We start from the raw sequence: 12,950 nt of genomic DNA, 5'->3' as shown, positions 1-12,950 counted from the left end.
AGACATTGGGGGACCTGTCATGAACCGCAAGATGCTGAAGAATCTGGCCTTTTCGGGCTTTATCCTGGGTGTCGCCACGGGGTGCAGCGGCATGGGCAAGATGGCCGATGCGCCGTCGCGTGCCGCCGGCAAACCCGTCGTGGCCGCCAAGTCGGCCGATCAGGCGCGCGTTGCGCTCGAAGCCGGCAAGCCGAGCAAGGCCGTCAGCTTGGCCGAAGCCGCGGTGGCGGCGAGCCCCCGCGATGCGGGTTATCGCACGCTGCTGGGTCAGGCCTATCTGGGCAATGGCCGGTTCGCGTCGGCGACGACCGCGTTGACCGAGGCGATGGAACTCGGCGCGAATGACAGCAACACGATCCTCTCGCTGGCGCTGGCGCAGATCGCACAGAACAAGAATCAACAGGCGATCGCCTTGCTGACGCAGCATCGCGACGCGGTGCCGGCTTCGGATCTCGGGCTGGCGCTTGCGCTGGCCGGTGACGCCGAAGGGTCGCTCTATGTGCTCAACGAAGCCTCGCGCGCCAAGGATGCCGACGCACGGACGCGGCAGAATTTCGCACTGGCGCTCGCCTTGTCGGGCCGCTGGGCGCAGGCGCGCATGATCGCGTCGCAGGATCTGTCGCTCGCGAAGCTCGAAGGGCGGATGGCCGAATGGTCGAAGCTGGCCGAACAGCCGAATGCGCAGGTTCGCGTCGCGAGCCTGATGGGCACAACGGCGCGCGAAGATGCCGGGATGCCGGTGCGCCTTGCGCTCAATAATTTCAGCGACACGCAAATGGCCGCGGCGGAACCCGCCGTGCAGCTCGCCAGCGCCGATCCGGCGCCGGTGGCCGACTATGCGCCGCCGCCGCCCGTTCTCGCCGATGCGAGCAGCGCGATCCGCAGCGTCGAACTGCCGATGCCCGCGCGCAATGCCGAGGGTGCCGTGCCGGTGACCGAATTGCCGCAGCCGAAACCGGCGAGCGAAGTGATCATGGCCGACGCCGCGCCGTATCGCGCGGCGCCGCGCGTGGCGGGCGAAGGGCGTATCCGCCCGGCGCAGAAGCAGGCGATGGAACTCGCGACGGTGCTGGTCCCGAAGGCGATGGGTTTCGATGCGAAGAAGCCGGCCGGCTGGGCGGTCCAGCTCGGCGCCTATGACAGCCTGGGTATCGCCAAGGAAAAATGGGGCGTGCTGAAGAAGCGCAACGGCGTGCTCGGGAATTTCCCGGCGTCGAGCCACGCCGCGACGGTGAATGGCCGCAATTTCTATCGCCTGACGGTGAACGGTCTTGCGACGCGCGCCGATGCGACGAGCCTTTGCAACCAGCTGAAGGCGCAGGGTCAAACCTGCTTCGTCCGCGCGATGGGCGGCGGCGAGGCGATCCAGTGGGCGTCGAAGGCGGGGCCGATGCGGCTCGCGTCGCGCTAAAAGCAGTTTTCGAGAATAAGGGGGGAGGGGCGTGGCCGAAGGGCCGCGCCTCTCTGTTTTGGACGTTAGGGAACGTTCACAATAGTGCTTGCCCGCCTTGCGGCAGCGCGATAGCTTCGCTCGCATGGCGTTCCTCGTCGACCTTGTCTGTTTCCTGTTGGTGCCGGTGCTCTGCTGGCGGCTAGCGCGCGGGGCGGTGCCGATGGCGGTGCTGCCGATATTGACCGGCCTGGCGGTCGCGATCGCCGCCGATCGCTTCGGTTTCGACAAATCGGTCCTCGGTCCGTCCGAGTGGGGCGAGACGCTCGGCTGGCTCGGCGTGCTCGCGCTGGCGTTCAGCGCGGGGCTCGAGACGCGGGTCAGCGCCGGCGAGGCATCCAGTCTTGGCCGACGCGGGATCGGAACCGCGCTGATCGCACTCGCGCTGCCGTTCGCCGTCGGTTTCGCGGTGGCGTTTTCGGGCGCCTTTGGTTCGGCGCTGGCCGGGCCCGCGGGCGTGTCGCCCCTGTTGTCGGCGGGCGCGATCGGGCTCTGCCTGGCGGTCAGTGCCTTGCCGGTGCTCGTCGGTATCGTGCGCGAGCTGCCGATGACCGACCGGCCGCTCGGCAATGTGTCGCTGCGCATCGCGGCGCTCGACGATGCGATGCTGTGGATCGGGCTCGCGCTGCTGCTGTTCCTGCACAGGGGCGAGGAAGGCACGCTGTTTTCGGGCGGGCTGGCACCGATTGGCGCGGTTGCCGTTTTCGCGGCGATGATCGCCGCGCGCGACAGGGTCGTCCGGCACATGCCCGACCATATCGCAGCCAGCGCGATGCTGGGCATCGCCTATCTGGCGGCGGGCGCATGGGCGACGACGGTTCTTGGCCTCCACGAACTTCTCGGCGCCTATTTTGCCGGGGTGCTGGCGCCGAAGGCGCTCGCCGAACGGCTGCGGCCCGAGACGCTCGGAAAGGTCGCATTGTTCGGCCTGTCGCCGCTGTTCTTTGCGCATCGCGGGCTGAGCATCGATGGCGCCGTGGTGACCGCAGGGGCGCTCGGCGTGGCGCTTATACTGTTGCTGCTGGCGGGGGTGTCAAAGCTGGCAGCCGTGCATATCGTGCCGCCCGAGATGCATATGCCGGCGAACGAGCGGACGCGATTGGGACTGCTGCTCCAGTGCAAGGGTTTGATGGAGATCGTCGCGGCGACGATCCTCGTTCAGGCGGGGCTGATCACCCCGACGATATTCGCGGTCCTCGTGACGCTGGCGCTCGTCTCGACGACGCTGACGGTGCCGCTGTTCCGCCTCGCGTCGCGGACGGGCGCAAGGCGCGCGGTCGCCTAGCCGTCGCTTGCGGGAGCCGGCAGGCGCGCAAGCTGGGCGACGAGCTGGGCCTGCGTGGCGGCGCCGGTCTTGCGAAAGATGCCTTTGAGGAGGAAGCGCACGGCGTTGAGGCTGACGGCGCGCAGCGCGGCATAGTCCTGCAGCGTGTCGCCCGCCGCGAGCGCGACGGCGAGGCGTGCTTCGGCCGGGGTCAGCCCGAACCATTGTGCGACCCGGTCGATTTCGACCACCGGCGTTTCGCCCGGCGAGCTGCCGAGCGTGACGATCAACGAGGCGCCGAGGCGGACCCCGCCGAGCTGCTGTGCCGATTGGCGCGTGACACGCGCAACGAGCACGGGGCATTCGGCGCCCGACGGGCCCAGCGCCTGAAAGGCGACCCCCGCGGGGGCATCGCGCTTCACGAGGTCGAGCAGCCGTTTCTGGCTGGGCGGGTGGGTAAAGGCGAAGCGATCCTGAGCGGTGCGGATGAAACCCGCCCTTTCGTAGCGCGCGGCGCGGCTGTTGGCGGCGAGGATATTGAGCTGGTCGTCGAGGCTGAAGATCGCGAAAGGCGCGGCGTCGGTCGCGGCGCGTGCGGCGCCCGCGGCGAGGTCGAGCGTCGCGATGCGGTCGCTGATCCGCATCGCGCGCTGCATATGGGGTCCGAGGACACGCAGCCCGCGTTTCAGCCGCTCGACATCGCGGTCGCCGGGGCCGGGCAGCATCAGCCCGAGCCGCTCGCCGCCGCGCTTGTCGAGGAGGACGGCGATCATCCGGTCGATCCCCCACGGCGCGAGGAAGTTGCGGAAGAATTCGGTTTCGAGAAATTCCTCGCGCGTCATGATGTCGTTGCTGTCGACGACGCTGCCATTGCCGTAGCGCATCAGCTTGCGCGACCAGGGATGATGGCCCGCATAAACGGCGGTGTAGATTTCCTGTACCCCGGCGGCGAGGCCGGTTGCCGCGACAAAGCGCGCGCTTGGCGGATTGCTGCTTTCCCAGAGGATGAAGGCGGCCTCCCAGCTCAGCGGGCAGAGGGTGCCGGTGATGCGCGCGAGAGTCTCGTTCCAGCTTTCAGGATGGAGCACCGAATCGTAGATTTCGCCGATCAGCGCGTTGAGCACTTCCCATTCGGCCGGCGCATTATGGTCGGACGGAAAGGTCGGTCCCTGATCCTTCTGCATGCACTTCCCCCCAGAAGACCCGCAGCGACCTCATTTGATAGGAGCAAAGGCGCGAAGGCAAGCGCAATGCGATAAAACGAAAATATTCTGTCTCCTACCCATGTGGGTAGCGAACGAATCGACCGAATCGGTCATTGAGTAAGGGCGACCCGAGGAAGGTGGAACCAAGGCCATCTTGCTCTCTTGAAGTCCGTCGGCTTGCCGGCGGACTTCATTTTTGTGCGCTATCCGCCCCGCCGCGCGGGTCAGAAGCGGAAGAAATAGGGCATGGTTTCGAGCGTCTCGACCACTTTGCATTTGGCGCCCGCGCTCTTGCAACTGTCCATCACCGACCGTTTTGCGCCCCCGGGCGTGCCCGCGAAGCCGGCATAATATTGGCCTTCCTTGTCGCGCGCGATCGCGAAATGGCCGTTGCCGCCCCACAGGCCGATGACGCAGCCTTGGCCGCCCGCCTCGCGGCACGCCGTCATCGCATATTTTTCGGCCTGTTCGCGGTTATCGCCGCGCAGCGCGCCATAGCTATAGCCGGGCTGGCCCGACGCCGAGCGCCAGAAGGCGATCGCGGCGAAGCTGTTGACCATATAGCCGCCGACATAATCCTGTTTCTCTTCCTGGAACGGGATGATTTGCCCCGGCGGTTCCGCGCTGCCGCCACCATACATCTGCTGCAGCACCTGCGGCGGCGGAGCAGTGCAGGGGAGGCCCTGCGCGCAGGGGATACCCTGAACGGGCTGCATCTGTGCGGCGGCGGCGGGCGCGAAAAGGGCGGCGAGCAGGGCGGGAAGGGCAAGACGGCGCATCGAGACAACCTCGCTGATTATCGATCCCCCACATGAGGGGTATCGAATTAAATCAGCGAGATAAAGCCCGTATCAGCGAATGCGCTGGCCGCCCTTCCACATTGCGGTGGCGCGGCCCTGCACCGGCATGCCGTCGAAGGGCGTGTTGCCCGCCCAGGCCGCCATCTTCTTGGCATCGACCTGCCACGGCGTGCCGGCATCGACGAGAATGAGGTCGGCTTCCTTGCCCACCGCGAGCTTCCCCGCATCGACGCCGAGCAGGCAGGCGGGGGTGCCCGCGAGCAGCTCGAACAGGCGGCCCGGCGAGATATGGCCGTCGCGGACGAGGCCGAGGCCCAGCGCGAGCAGGGTTTCGGCGCCCGCCATGCCGGGCAAGGCCTCGGCGAAGGGCAGGCGCTTGTCCTCGGGGCCGCGCGGGTCGTGGCCCGAGGCGAGGACGTCGATCGTGCCGTCGGCGATCGCGGCGAGGCAGGCGTGGCGGTCGTCCTCGCTGCGGAGCGGCGGCGACAGGCGCGCGAAGGTGCGAAAATCGCCGGTCGCGGTGTCCGAGAGCAGGAGGTGCGCGGGGGTGATGCCACAAAGGACGGGCAGACCCTTTGCCTTGGCGGCGCGGATGAGGTCGAGCCCGCGTGCGGTCGTGACCTGCCGGAAATGGACGGGCGCGCCGGTTTCCTCGACGAGTGCGAGATCGCGCGCGATCGCCATCGCTTCGGCGATCGCCGGCGCGGAGGCGAGGCCGAGGCGCGTCGCCATTTCGCCGTCGGTCGCAACCGCGCCGGCGGTGAGCCCCTCGTCCTCGGCATGGATGATCGTGACGAGACCGAGCGAGGCCGCGTAAGAAAGCACGCGGCGCATGACGCCGCTGTCAGCGATGCGCGCGCGGCCGGTGGCGATGGCGCGCGCGCCCGCCTGTTTCATCAGGCCGATCTCGGCGAGTTCCTTGCCCGCGAGGCCTTTGGTGGCGGCGGCGAGAGGATGGACCCAAAGGTCGGGCTTGCCGCCCTTGGCGGCGCGCTCGACGAGCCCGGCGCCATCGAGCGGGCCGTTGTCGGGCATCAGCGCGGCGCGGGTGATGCCGCCGAAGTGGAAGGCGGGCTTGTCGGTCGCGAAGACGCCGAGGTCGATGATGCCGGGAGCGAGCCATTGGCCCCTGGCGTCGACGGTCTCGGCGCCGTCCGGGATTTCGGTGGGATCGATGGCGGCGATGCGGCCATCCGCGACGAGCAGGCTGCCGGGTCGCGGTGCGTCGCCGTCGATGAGCTGCGCGTTCGTAATGTGAAGCGGTTTCAGTTCCATCCCGCGACTCCCCGCTTGCGACGCGTCAATATGTCGAGGCAGGCCATGCGGACCGCCACGCCCATTTCCACCTGTTCGGTGATGGTCGAGCGCGCGGGATCGTCGGCGATGCTGCTGTCGATCTCGACCCCGCGGTTCATCGGGCCGGGGTGCATGACGATCGCATCGGGTTTCGCTTTTCCGAGCCGTTTCGGGGTGAGGCCGTAGAGCGCGTGATATTCGCGCGCGGAGGGCAGGTAGGCGCCGTCCATGCGTTCGTTCTGCAGGCGGAGCATCATCACGACGTCGGCGTCCTTTATGCCCTCATCCATGTCGGTGAAGGTGGTGACGTGCATCCGGTCCATCGCGGGCGGGGTCAGCGTCGGCGGTGCGACGACGCGCACTTCGTTGCCGAGCAAGGTGAGCGCGAGGATGTTCGAGCGCGCGACGCGGCTGTGAAGGACGTCGCCGCAGATCGCGATGGTGAGCCCCTCGACGCGGCCCTTGCGGCGGCGGATCGTGAGGGCGTCGAGCAGCGCCTGCGTCGGATGTTCGTGCCGGCCGTCACCGGCGTTGAGCACGGGGCAGTCGACCTTGTCGGCGATGAGCTGGACCGCGCCCGAGCTGGCGTGGCGGATCACGATCGCGTCGGCGCGCATCGCGTTCAGCGTCATCGCGGTGTCGATCAGCGTTTCGCCCTTCTTCACGCTCGACTGGGCGGCGTGCATGTTGACGACGTCGGCGCCGAGGCGTTTGCCCGCGATCTCGAACGAGAGCAACGTGCGGGTGGAGTTTTCGAAAAAGGCGTTGATGATCGTCAGGCCGGCGAGCCGGTCGTCATGCTTGGCCGCGCCGCTGCGGTTCAGTTCGACCCACTCTTCGGCGGCGTCGAGGATGTAGGAAATCTCCCACGGAGTGAGCGGGGCGATGCCGGTGAGGTGGCGATGGCGAAACGCATCGCCGCCGGGCGGATAGTCGCTGGCGGGCCGGATTGTTGAGCTTGTCATTAAAGCCACGCCTCTAGGCTGGTGCGGCGATTCTCGCAAGCGCCGAGGCGAGGAGCGGCTCCAATATTCCGAGCGCCCACAGTGCGAGCAGGAGGATGTTGAGCCAGAGCCAGATCAGCATCCACGTCGCGAAGGGCTGTTTGCGCGTCTTGTGACGGACAAGGCGCGCGGCGAGGACGGTGCCGAAGGCGCCGCCGAGGAAGGCCCAAAGAAGCAGCGTGGATTCGGGGATGCGGCGGTCGCCTGCTCCGGCGCGGCGTTTGTCGGCGACCATCAGGCCGAAGGCGATGCCGTTCGTGGCGGCGAGCCAGTAAGCGATATATTCGGTCAAAGGCGCGGCGTCATGCGCGCGGCGCTATTGGCGGATGAGGGCGTCGATCGCGCCCTGCAGGATGAAGGCGGCGGCGGCGCTGTCGACGCGTTCGGCGCGTTTGGCGCGGCTGACGTCGGCGGCGATCATCGCGCGTTCGACCGCGGCGGTCGACCAGCGTTCGTCCCAGAGGAGCAAGGGCAGGGCGAGCGGCGCGAGGTTGCGCGCGAAGGCGCGGGTGCTTTGCGTGCGCGGGCTGTCGCTGCCGTCCATGTTGAGCGGCAGGCCGACGACGAGGCCGACGATGCTGTGCTGCGCGATCAGGCTTTTAAGCGTTTCGAGATCGACCGAGAATTTCTTGCGGATGATCGTCTTGTCGGGGGTCGCGAAGCTCCAGTTCGTGTCGCAGAAAGCGATGCCGATGGTTTTCGTGCCGACGTCGAGGCCCATCAGTCGGCCGCCGGCCGGAAAGCTGGCGGCGAATTCGGGGGCGGCGGTTGTGATCATCTTCCCGCTCAGGACTTGGCGGGCGCCGGCAAGCTTGTCGCCGGGGGAGGCGTCGGCGCCGCGGCGGGCGGCACGGGCGACGGCTTGCCCTCATAGGTCGCGAGGCGGCGGAGCGCGTCGGCGCGGACGTTCGCCCAGAAGAGGGTGATGTCGTAGACATGATAATTATTGCCCGGCAGCACATAGCCCGCGACGACGTAATTTTTCGCGACGTCGGCATCGCCGATCATCAGGAAACCGCGCGTGTCGTCGCATTTCGCGCCGATCTTGCTGGCGATCAGCGATCCCGATTTGAAGCCTTCGGTGGGTTTCAGCGTGCCGATGTTTGCCGCCGCTGGAGCTTCGGTATCGGGGATGCCGGTGAGCGGGTTGGTGCAGAGCATGCGCGTTCCGGCGCGCGGGCGGCCGTCGAAACCGATCGTGCCGTCGTAAGCGTCGGTGACCATGATCGGGTCGGCGGGGTCGGCGAAAGTCGCCCAGCCGAGGATGCAGCCCTTTTGTTCGGGGGTCTGGCACGCCGGGAGGCCGAGCCCGGCGATGTCGGTGTCGAGGCTGACCGGCCAGCCGATCACATAGGCGGCGACGATGCGTTTCGCGAGCGGGGTGCCCGCGATGCGCGTCTTGAGCAGGGTGGTGAGGTGGAGCGCGCCCTGGCTGTGGCCCGCGAGGATGATCGGCTTGTCCTTGGGAATGCCCGCGAGGAAGGCGTCGAACGCTTCCTCGACATCGCGATAGGCCGAATCGATCGCCTTGCCCGCGGTCACGCGGTCTTCGGCAAGGAAGGCGCCAAGCGTCGCCTGACGGTAGCGCGGCGCCCAGATTTCACCGGCGTCGGCAAAGGCGCTCGCCATGCCTTGCACGAACAGATTGGCGCGATGGTCGGAATCGCGATCCTCGAGCGGCGCGTTCCAGCTCGAGCGGCTGTAATAGCTGGTCGGGTGGACGAAGAAGACGGCGGCATCGCCCTTGGCGAAGGGCGTTTCGGTGGCGGCGGCCTGTGCGGCCTTGGCGCGCGGGATCAGCGGCGCGGCGGCTTTTTCCCCCGGAAGATCGGTCCCCGGCGTTTCGCTGCCGTCGGCGGCGGGGCGCCAGGCCGAGGGGTCTTTTTCCATGCCCGGGCGCGCGAACCACATTTTGGGATCGTCATAGGCGTTGGGCGCGACCGCAGCCTGCGGCTTGAATTCGGTGCTGGGGACGAACGCGGTGCGCGCGATCCAGCCGGGAAAAAGCTGATACACGACCCCGGCGGCGAGGATCAGCAGGATGATGGCAGCGATGACGTAGAGAAATTTGCGGGCCAAAAGGCGCTCCATGCGGTCGGGGGAGAGTGCGGCGCAGCTTTGGCTTGCCGAGCGCCGCGAAACAAGCCCAGATGTGGGAATGACCGAAGCAGCCGCAACCGGCGCGCACGCCGATTCGTCCCGATTGTCTGCGCGCCTCGACGACAATGACCCGCCGTGGCCGCTGCGGCCGTGGATCATGGCGGCGATCTGTGCGGTCGCCGGGCTTGCGATCCATATGTTCGTCGACCGCCAATATGTCGCCGAACCGGCGCCCTTGCTCGATGCGCTCGCGGCGTTCGTCGCCATCGGAACCGTCGTGTTCGTGCTGGGGGTCGAATTGCGCCGCTGGCATTGGGCGCTGGGCTTCGCGCTGTTGTGGGGCGCGGTGATGGGGCTGATCACCTGGCATTCGGCGGGGTATAATTTCGGCGGATCGCCGGTCGCATGGCCCTTCTGGTCGGGAATCCTCGCGGTGCTCGTCGCGACGCCGCTGTTCCAGACGCGGCGCGACGTCGCGCCCGACGGGCGTTTCTGGAAGCTGTGGCAAATGCCCTATGCGCGGCTGCACAGCCACGCGTGGACCGATGCGGTGATCGGCGCGGCGAGCCTTGCGTTCGTCGGCATCGCTTTCCTGCTCACCGTGCTGATCGGGCAGATGTTCAAGCTGATCGGGATCAACCTGATCTTCGACCTGCTGAACGACGAATGGTTCGGCTGGATGCTGGCGGGCGCGGCGTTTGGCGGCGCCGTCGGCCTGCTTCGCGAGCGCGACAGGCTGGTCGCGACGTTGCAGCGGCTGGTGATGATCGTGCTGGCGGTGCTCGCGCCGGTGCTCGCCGTCGCGCTGGTGCTGTTCCTGCTGTCGCTGGCGGGGACGGGGCTGCAGAAGCTGTGGGATTCGGGTTTTTCGACCGCGGCGGTGATGATGGGGGTTGCGGCGTTCGCGGTGCTGCTCGCCAATGCGGTGATCGGCAATGGCGCCGACGACCGCGCGACCAATCCCGCGCTGCGCTGGTCGGCGCCGGTGCTGGCGGTCGCGGTGCTGCCGCTGGCGGGGATCGCCTTTTATTCGATGCATTTGCGCGTGATCCAGTATGGCTGGACGCCCGAGCGCATCTGGGGCGTGATCGCGGCGATGATTGCGCTCGCCTATGGCATCGCGGGTCTGTGGGCGGTGGTGAAGGGGCGGCGCGATTTCGACGACCGGCTGCGGCCGCTCCAGCAGAAGCTGGCGATCGGGCTGGCGCTGCTGGCGCTGTTCCTCGCGCTGCCGATCCTCGATTTCGGGGCGATTTCGACGCGCGACCAGGTGGCGCGGCTGAAATCGGGGGCGACCAAGACCGAGCAATTCGACTGGGCGGCGCTGGCGTTCGATTTCGGGCCGAGCGGGCGCCGTGAGCTGGAGGCGTTGGCGCGATCGACGGACAAGGAACGCGCGGGTTTTGCCAAGCTGGCGCTGGCGGCGAAGGATCGCTGGAGTGTTTCCAATTGGCGTCGCGGAAATTCCGATGAGGTAGCCCTTGCTGCTTCCCTCGCCGGGGAGCCGATCGAGAGCAAGGTTCGCGTGCTGCCCGAGGGGCGGACGTTGCCGCCTGATGTCTATGACGTGCTTGAGCGCAGGGAGGATTGCGTCACCCAGCGCTGTATCGTTTACGTCATAAGCCGCAATCGGGTGGCGCTGCTTCGGCCGGATACCGACGTCGTGTTGCTGGTGTATCTTGTCGGCAAGAACGGCAAAGGGAATTGGTATCCAGATGGCGAATATCCGTCGCTCGCCCGGCGGAAGCCTTTGGGCACCGCAGTGGATTTGAACAAAGCGGTGGTCGAGGTTCGGCCGGTGGTTCGCCAACAGATTTTTGTGGACGGCAAGCCGATAGGCGACAATTTCCCCTAGATGGCCTTTTTGGGCCGCCGTGCCCATGCTGCGCCTTGAAGCAATCAGGCTACGATGCTAGCGGCCGAGCTTCTCCCGATAAGGCGACAAGAATGGCAATCGATCAGGCAACAGTAAGGAAAATCGCGTCGCTGGCGCGCATCGCGATCAGCGATGCCGAAGCCGCCGCGATGGAAGGCGAATTGAACGGCATTTTGGGCTGGGTCGAGCAACTCGGCGAGGTCGATGTGACCGGGGTCGAGCCGATGACCGCGGTGATCCCCAACAGTTTGCGGCTGCGCGACGATGTCGTCGACGCCGACCCGCTGACCGGCGGCAACCGCCGCGACGATGTCCTCGCCAATGCACCCGCGCCGCAGCACGGCTTTTTCGGCGTGCCGAAAGTGATCGAATAATGACCGAGCTTACCAATCTGACCGTTGCGCAGATCCGCGATGGGCACCGCGCGGGCGATTTCAGCGCCGTCGAGGTCGCCGAGGCGTTCAACGCCAATGTCGCGGGCGCGAAGGCGCTGAACGCGTTTATCGTCGAAACGCCCGAGCATGCGATCGCGGCGGCGAAGGCGGCCGATGCCGACCGCGCTGCGGGCACCTTGAAGCCGCTGTCGGGCGTGCCGATCGGGATGAAGGATCTGTTCGCGACGAACGGTGTCCAGACGACCGCCGCGAGCCATATGCTCGAAGGTTTTGTGCCGCGGTACGAGTCCACTGTTTCGCAGAAATTGTGGGACGCGGGTTGCGGGATGCTCGGCAAGCTCAACCTCGACCAGTTCGCGATGGGGTCGTCGAACGAGACGTCTTACTTCGGCAATGTGATCAGCCCGTGGAAGCGCAAGGATGGCGGCAATGCCGCGCTCGCGCCGGGCGGATCGTCGGGCGGTTCGTCTTCGGCAATCGCGGCGCGGCTGTGCCCCGCGGCGACGGGCACCGACACCGGCGGCTCGATCCGCCAGCCCGCGGCGTTCACGGGCATTTCGGGGATCAAGCCGACCTATGGCCGCTGCTCGCGCTGGGGCATCGTGGCGTTTGCAAGCTCGCTCGATCAGGCGGGGCCGATGGCGCGCGATGTGCGCGACTGCGCGATCATGCTCGAAAATATGGCGGGCTTCGATCCGAAGGACGCGACGAGCCTGAACATGGCGGTACCCAATTGGGAAGCCGCTTTATCGAGCGATCTCAAGGGTAAGAAGGTAGGTATTCCCAAGGAGTATCGATTAGAAGGCATCGATCCCGACATCGACGCGATGTGGGACGCGGGCATCGCGATGCTGAAGGATGCGGGGGCCGAGGTCGTCGAGATCAGCCTGCCGCACACCAAATATGCGCTGCCGGCCTATTATATCATCGCGCCCGCCGAGGCGTCGTCGAACCTCGCGCGCTATGACGGCGTGCGTTATGGTTTGCGTGACCTGCCCGAAAAGGCGGGATTGCAGGACATGTACGCCGCGACGCGCGCCGACGGCTTCGGGCCCGAAGTCAAGCGCCGCATCATGATCGGCACCTATGTGCTGTCGGCGGGCTTCTACGACGCTTATTATACGCAGGCGCAGAAGGTGCGGACGCTGATCGCGCGCGATTTCGAGCAGGCGTTCGGGGTGTGCGACGTGATCCTGGCGCCGACCGCGCCGTCGGCTGCGTTCGGGCTGGGCGAAAAGACCGCCGATCCGCTGTCGATGTATCTGAACGACGTGTTCGCGGTGCCCGCGAGCCTCGCGGGATTGCCCGCGATGTCGGTCCCCGCGGCGCTGAACCGCGAAGGGCTGCCGCTCGGCTTGCAGATCATCGGCAAGGCTTTCGACGAGCAGGGCGTGCTTAACGCCGGGCTGGCGATCGAGCAGCGCGCTGGGTTCAACGCGCGGGCGGAGAAGTGGTGGTAAGCGCTCTGATAGAGGCGATATTCGGCTTACTGGACGTGGCCGTACAATTCTTCAGGGACAAACGCGTCAACAAGGAGCGATCCGCTAAGGCGCATCTGAG

The 12,950-nt window shown here is 66.9% G+C and carries 12 protein-coding genes; 5 read left to right on the top strand and 7 right to left on the bottom strand.

The genetic code is table 11. The annotated features are described in order from the left end of the window. The first annotated feature begins 19 nt into the window (after nt 1-19). Both BLW56_RS15555 and BLW56_RS15550 read left to right on the top strand, forming a co-directional pair. The gene (locus tag BLW56_RS15555; protein WP_093511549.1) at nt 20-1,411 is read left to right on the top strand and encodes an SPOR domain-containing protein; all 1,392 of its coding nucleotides are present in this window, start codon (nt 20-22) and stop codon (nt 1,409-1,411) included. Between the two features lie 124 nt (nt 1,412-1,535). Next, nucleotides 1,536-2,735: a cation:proton antiporter gene (locus BLW56_RS15550; RefSeq protein ID WP_093511548.1), complete on the top strand. Its 1,200-nt coding sequence runs from the start codon at nt 1,536-1,538 to the stop codon at nt 2,733-2,735. Here the strand turns inward: BLW56_RS15550 and BLW56_RS15545 are convergent. The 7 genes from BLW56_RS15545 to BLW56_RS15515 form a co-directional block, all read right to left on the bottom strand. After that, nucleotides 2,732-3,898 (bottom strand): helix-turn-helix transcriptional regulator, encoded by a 1,167-nt coding sequence (locus tag BLW56_RS15545; RefSeq protein ID WP_093511547.1) that lies wholly within the window; start codon nt 3,896-3,898, stop codon nt 2,732-2,734. The genes BLW56_RS15550 and BLW56_RS15545 overlap by 4 nt on opposite strands. 245 nt (nt 3,899-4,143) lie before the next feature. Further along, complete coding sequence (locus BLW56_RS15540) at nt 4,144-4,698, bottom strand: DUF4189 domain-containing protein (protein WP_093511546.1); 555 nt, start codon at nt 4,696-4,698, stop codon at nt 4,144-4,146. A gap of 72 nt (nt 4,699-4,770) precedes the next feature. Further along, nucleotides 4,771-5,994, bottom strand: a complete 1,224-nt coding sequence (locus BLW56_RS15535; protein WP_093511545.1) for a dihydroorotase — start codon at nt 5,992-5,994, stop codon at nt 4,771-4,773. Beyond that, on the bottom strand, nt 5,985-6,980 hold the full coding sequence (locus BLW56_RS15530; RefSeq protein WP_093511544.1) for an aspartate carbamoyltransferase catalytic subunit: 996 nt from the start codon (nt 6,978-6,980) through the stop codon (nt 5,985-5,987). Before BLW56_RS15530 ends, BLW56_RS15535 begins: the two co-directional genes overlap by 10 nt. Nucleotides 6,981-6,993: 13 nt before the next feature. Next, the gene (locus BLW56_RS15525; RefSeq protein WP_256203496.1) at nt 6,994-7,311 is read right to left on the bottom strand and encodes a DUF1294 domain-containing protein; all 318 of its coding nucleotides are present in this window, start codon (nt 7,309-7,311) and stop codon (nt 6,994-6,996) included. Nucleotides 7,312-7,335: 24 nt separating this feature from the next. Next, on the bottom strand, nt 7,336-7,797 hold the full coding sequence (ruvX, locus tag BLW56_RS15520) for a Holliday junction resolvase RuvX (protein WP_093511543.1): 462 nt from the start codon (nt 7,795-7,797) through the stop codon (nt 7,336-7,338). Between the two features lie 8 nt (nt 7,798-7,805). Further along, nucleotides 7,806-9,098, bottom strand: a complete 1,293-nt coding sequence (locus tag BLW56_RS15515; RefSeq protein ID WP_093511648.1) for a DUF3089 domain-containing protein — start codon at nt 9,096-9,098, stop codon at nt 7,806-7,808. A gap of 79 nt (nt 9,099-9,177) precedes the next feature. Between BLW56_RS15515 and BLW56_RS15510 the strand changes: the two genes are divergently transcribed. The 3 genes from BLW56_RS15510 (at nt 9,178) to gatA (ending at nt 12,850) form a co-directional block, all read left to right on the top strand. Further along, nucleotides 9,178-10,974 (top strand): DUF4153 domain-containing protein, encoded by a 1,797-nt coding sequence (locus BLW56_RS15510; RefSeq protein WP_093511647.1) that lies wholly within the window; start codon nt 9,178-9,180, stop codon nt 10,972-10,974. A 92-nt stretch (nt 10,975-11,066) separates the two neighbouring features. Further along, complete coding sequence (gene gatC / locus BLW56_RS15505) at nt 11,067-11,369, top strand: Asp-tRNA(Asn)/Glu-tRNA(Gln) amidotransferase subunit GatC (RefSeq protein WP_093511542.1); 303 nt, start codon at nt 11,067-11,069, stop codon at nt 11,367-11,369. Beyond that, the gene (gene gatA, locus BLW56_RS15500; protein WP_093511541.1) at nt 11,369-12,850 is read left to right on the top strand and encodes an Asp-tRNA(Asn)/Glu-tRNA(Gln) amidotransferase subunit GatA; all 1,482 of its coding nucleotides are present in this window, start codon (nt 11,369-11,371) and stop codon (nt 12,848-12,850) included. Before gatC ends, gatA begins: the two co-directional genes overlap by 1 nt. The last annotated feature ends 100 nt before the right edge of the window (nt 12,851-12,950 follow it).

Source organism: Sphingopyxis sp. YR583, from assembly GCF_900108295.1.
Lineage (GTDB): Bacteria > Pseudomonadota > Alphaproteobacteria > Sphingomonadales > Sphingomonadaceae > Sphingopyxis.
Note: the sequence above shows the minus strand (reverse complement) of the source record. Positions and strands in the feature narration are given on the sequence as shown.

Bases quoted from the DNA above. Each gene is read 5' to 3' on its own strand.
- BLW56_RS15555 (WP_093511549.1), top strand. From the start codon at position 20: ATGAACCGCAAGATGCTGAAGAATCTGGCCTTTTCGGGCTTTATCCTG.
- BLW56_RS15550 (WP_093511548.1), top strand. From the start codon at position 1,536: ATGGCGTTCCTCGTCGACCTTGTCTGTTTCCTGTTGGTGCCGGTGCTC.
- BLW56_RS15545 (WP_093511547.1), bottom strand. From the start codon at position 3,898: ATGCAGAAGGATCAGGGACCGACCTTTCCGTCCGACCATAATGCGCCG.
- BLW56_RS15540 (WP_093511546.1), bottom strand. From the start codon at position 4,698: ATGCGCCGTCTTGCCCTTCCCGCCCTGCTCGCCGCCCTTTTCGCGCCC.
- BLW56_RS15535 (WP_093511545.1), bottom strand. From the start codon at position 5,994: ATGGAACTGAAACCGCTTCACATTACGAACGCGCAGCTCATCGACGGC.
- BLW56_RS15530 (WP_093511544.1), bottom strand. From the start codon at position 6,980: ATGACAAGCTCAACAATCCGGCCCGCCAGCGACTATCCGCCCGGCGGC.
- ruvX (WP_093511543.1), bottom strand. From the start codon at position 7,797: ATGATCACAACCGCCGCCCCCGAATTCGCCGCCAGCTTTCCGGCCGGC.
- BLW56_RS15510 (WP_093511647.1), top strand. From the start codon at position 9,178: ATGACCGAAGCAGCCGCAACCGGCGCGCACGCCGATTCGTCCCGATTG.
- gatC (WP_093511542.1), top strand. From the start codon at position 11,067: ATGGCAATCGATCAGGCAACAGTAAGGAAAATCGCGTCGCTGGCGCGC.
- gatA (WP_093511541.1), top strand. From the start codon at position 11,369: ATGACCGAGCTTACCAATCTGACCGTTGCGCAGATCCGCGATGGGCAC.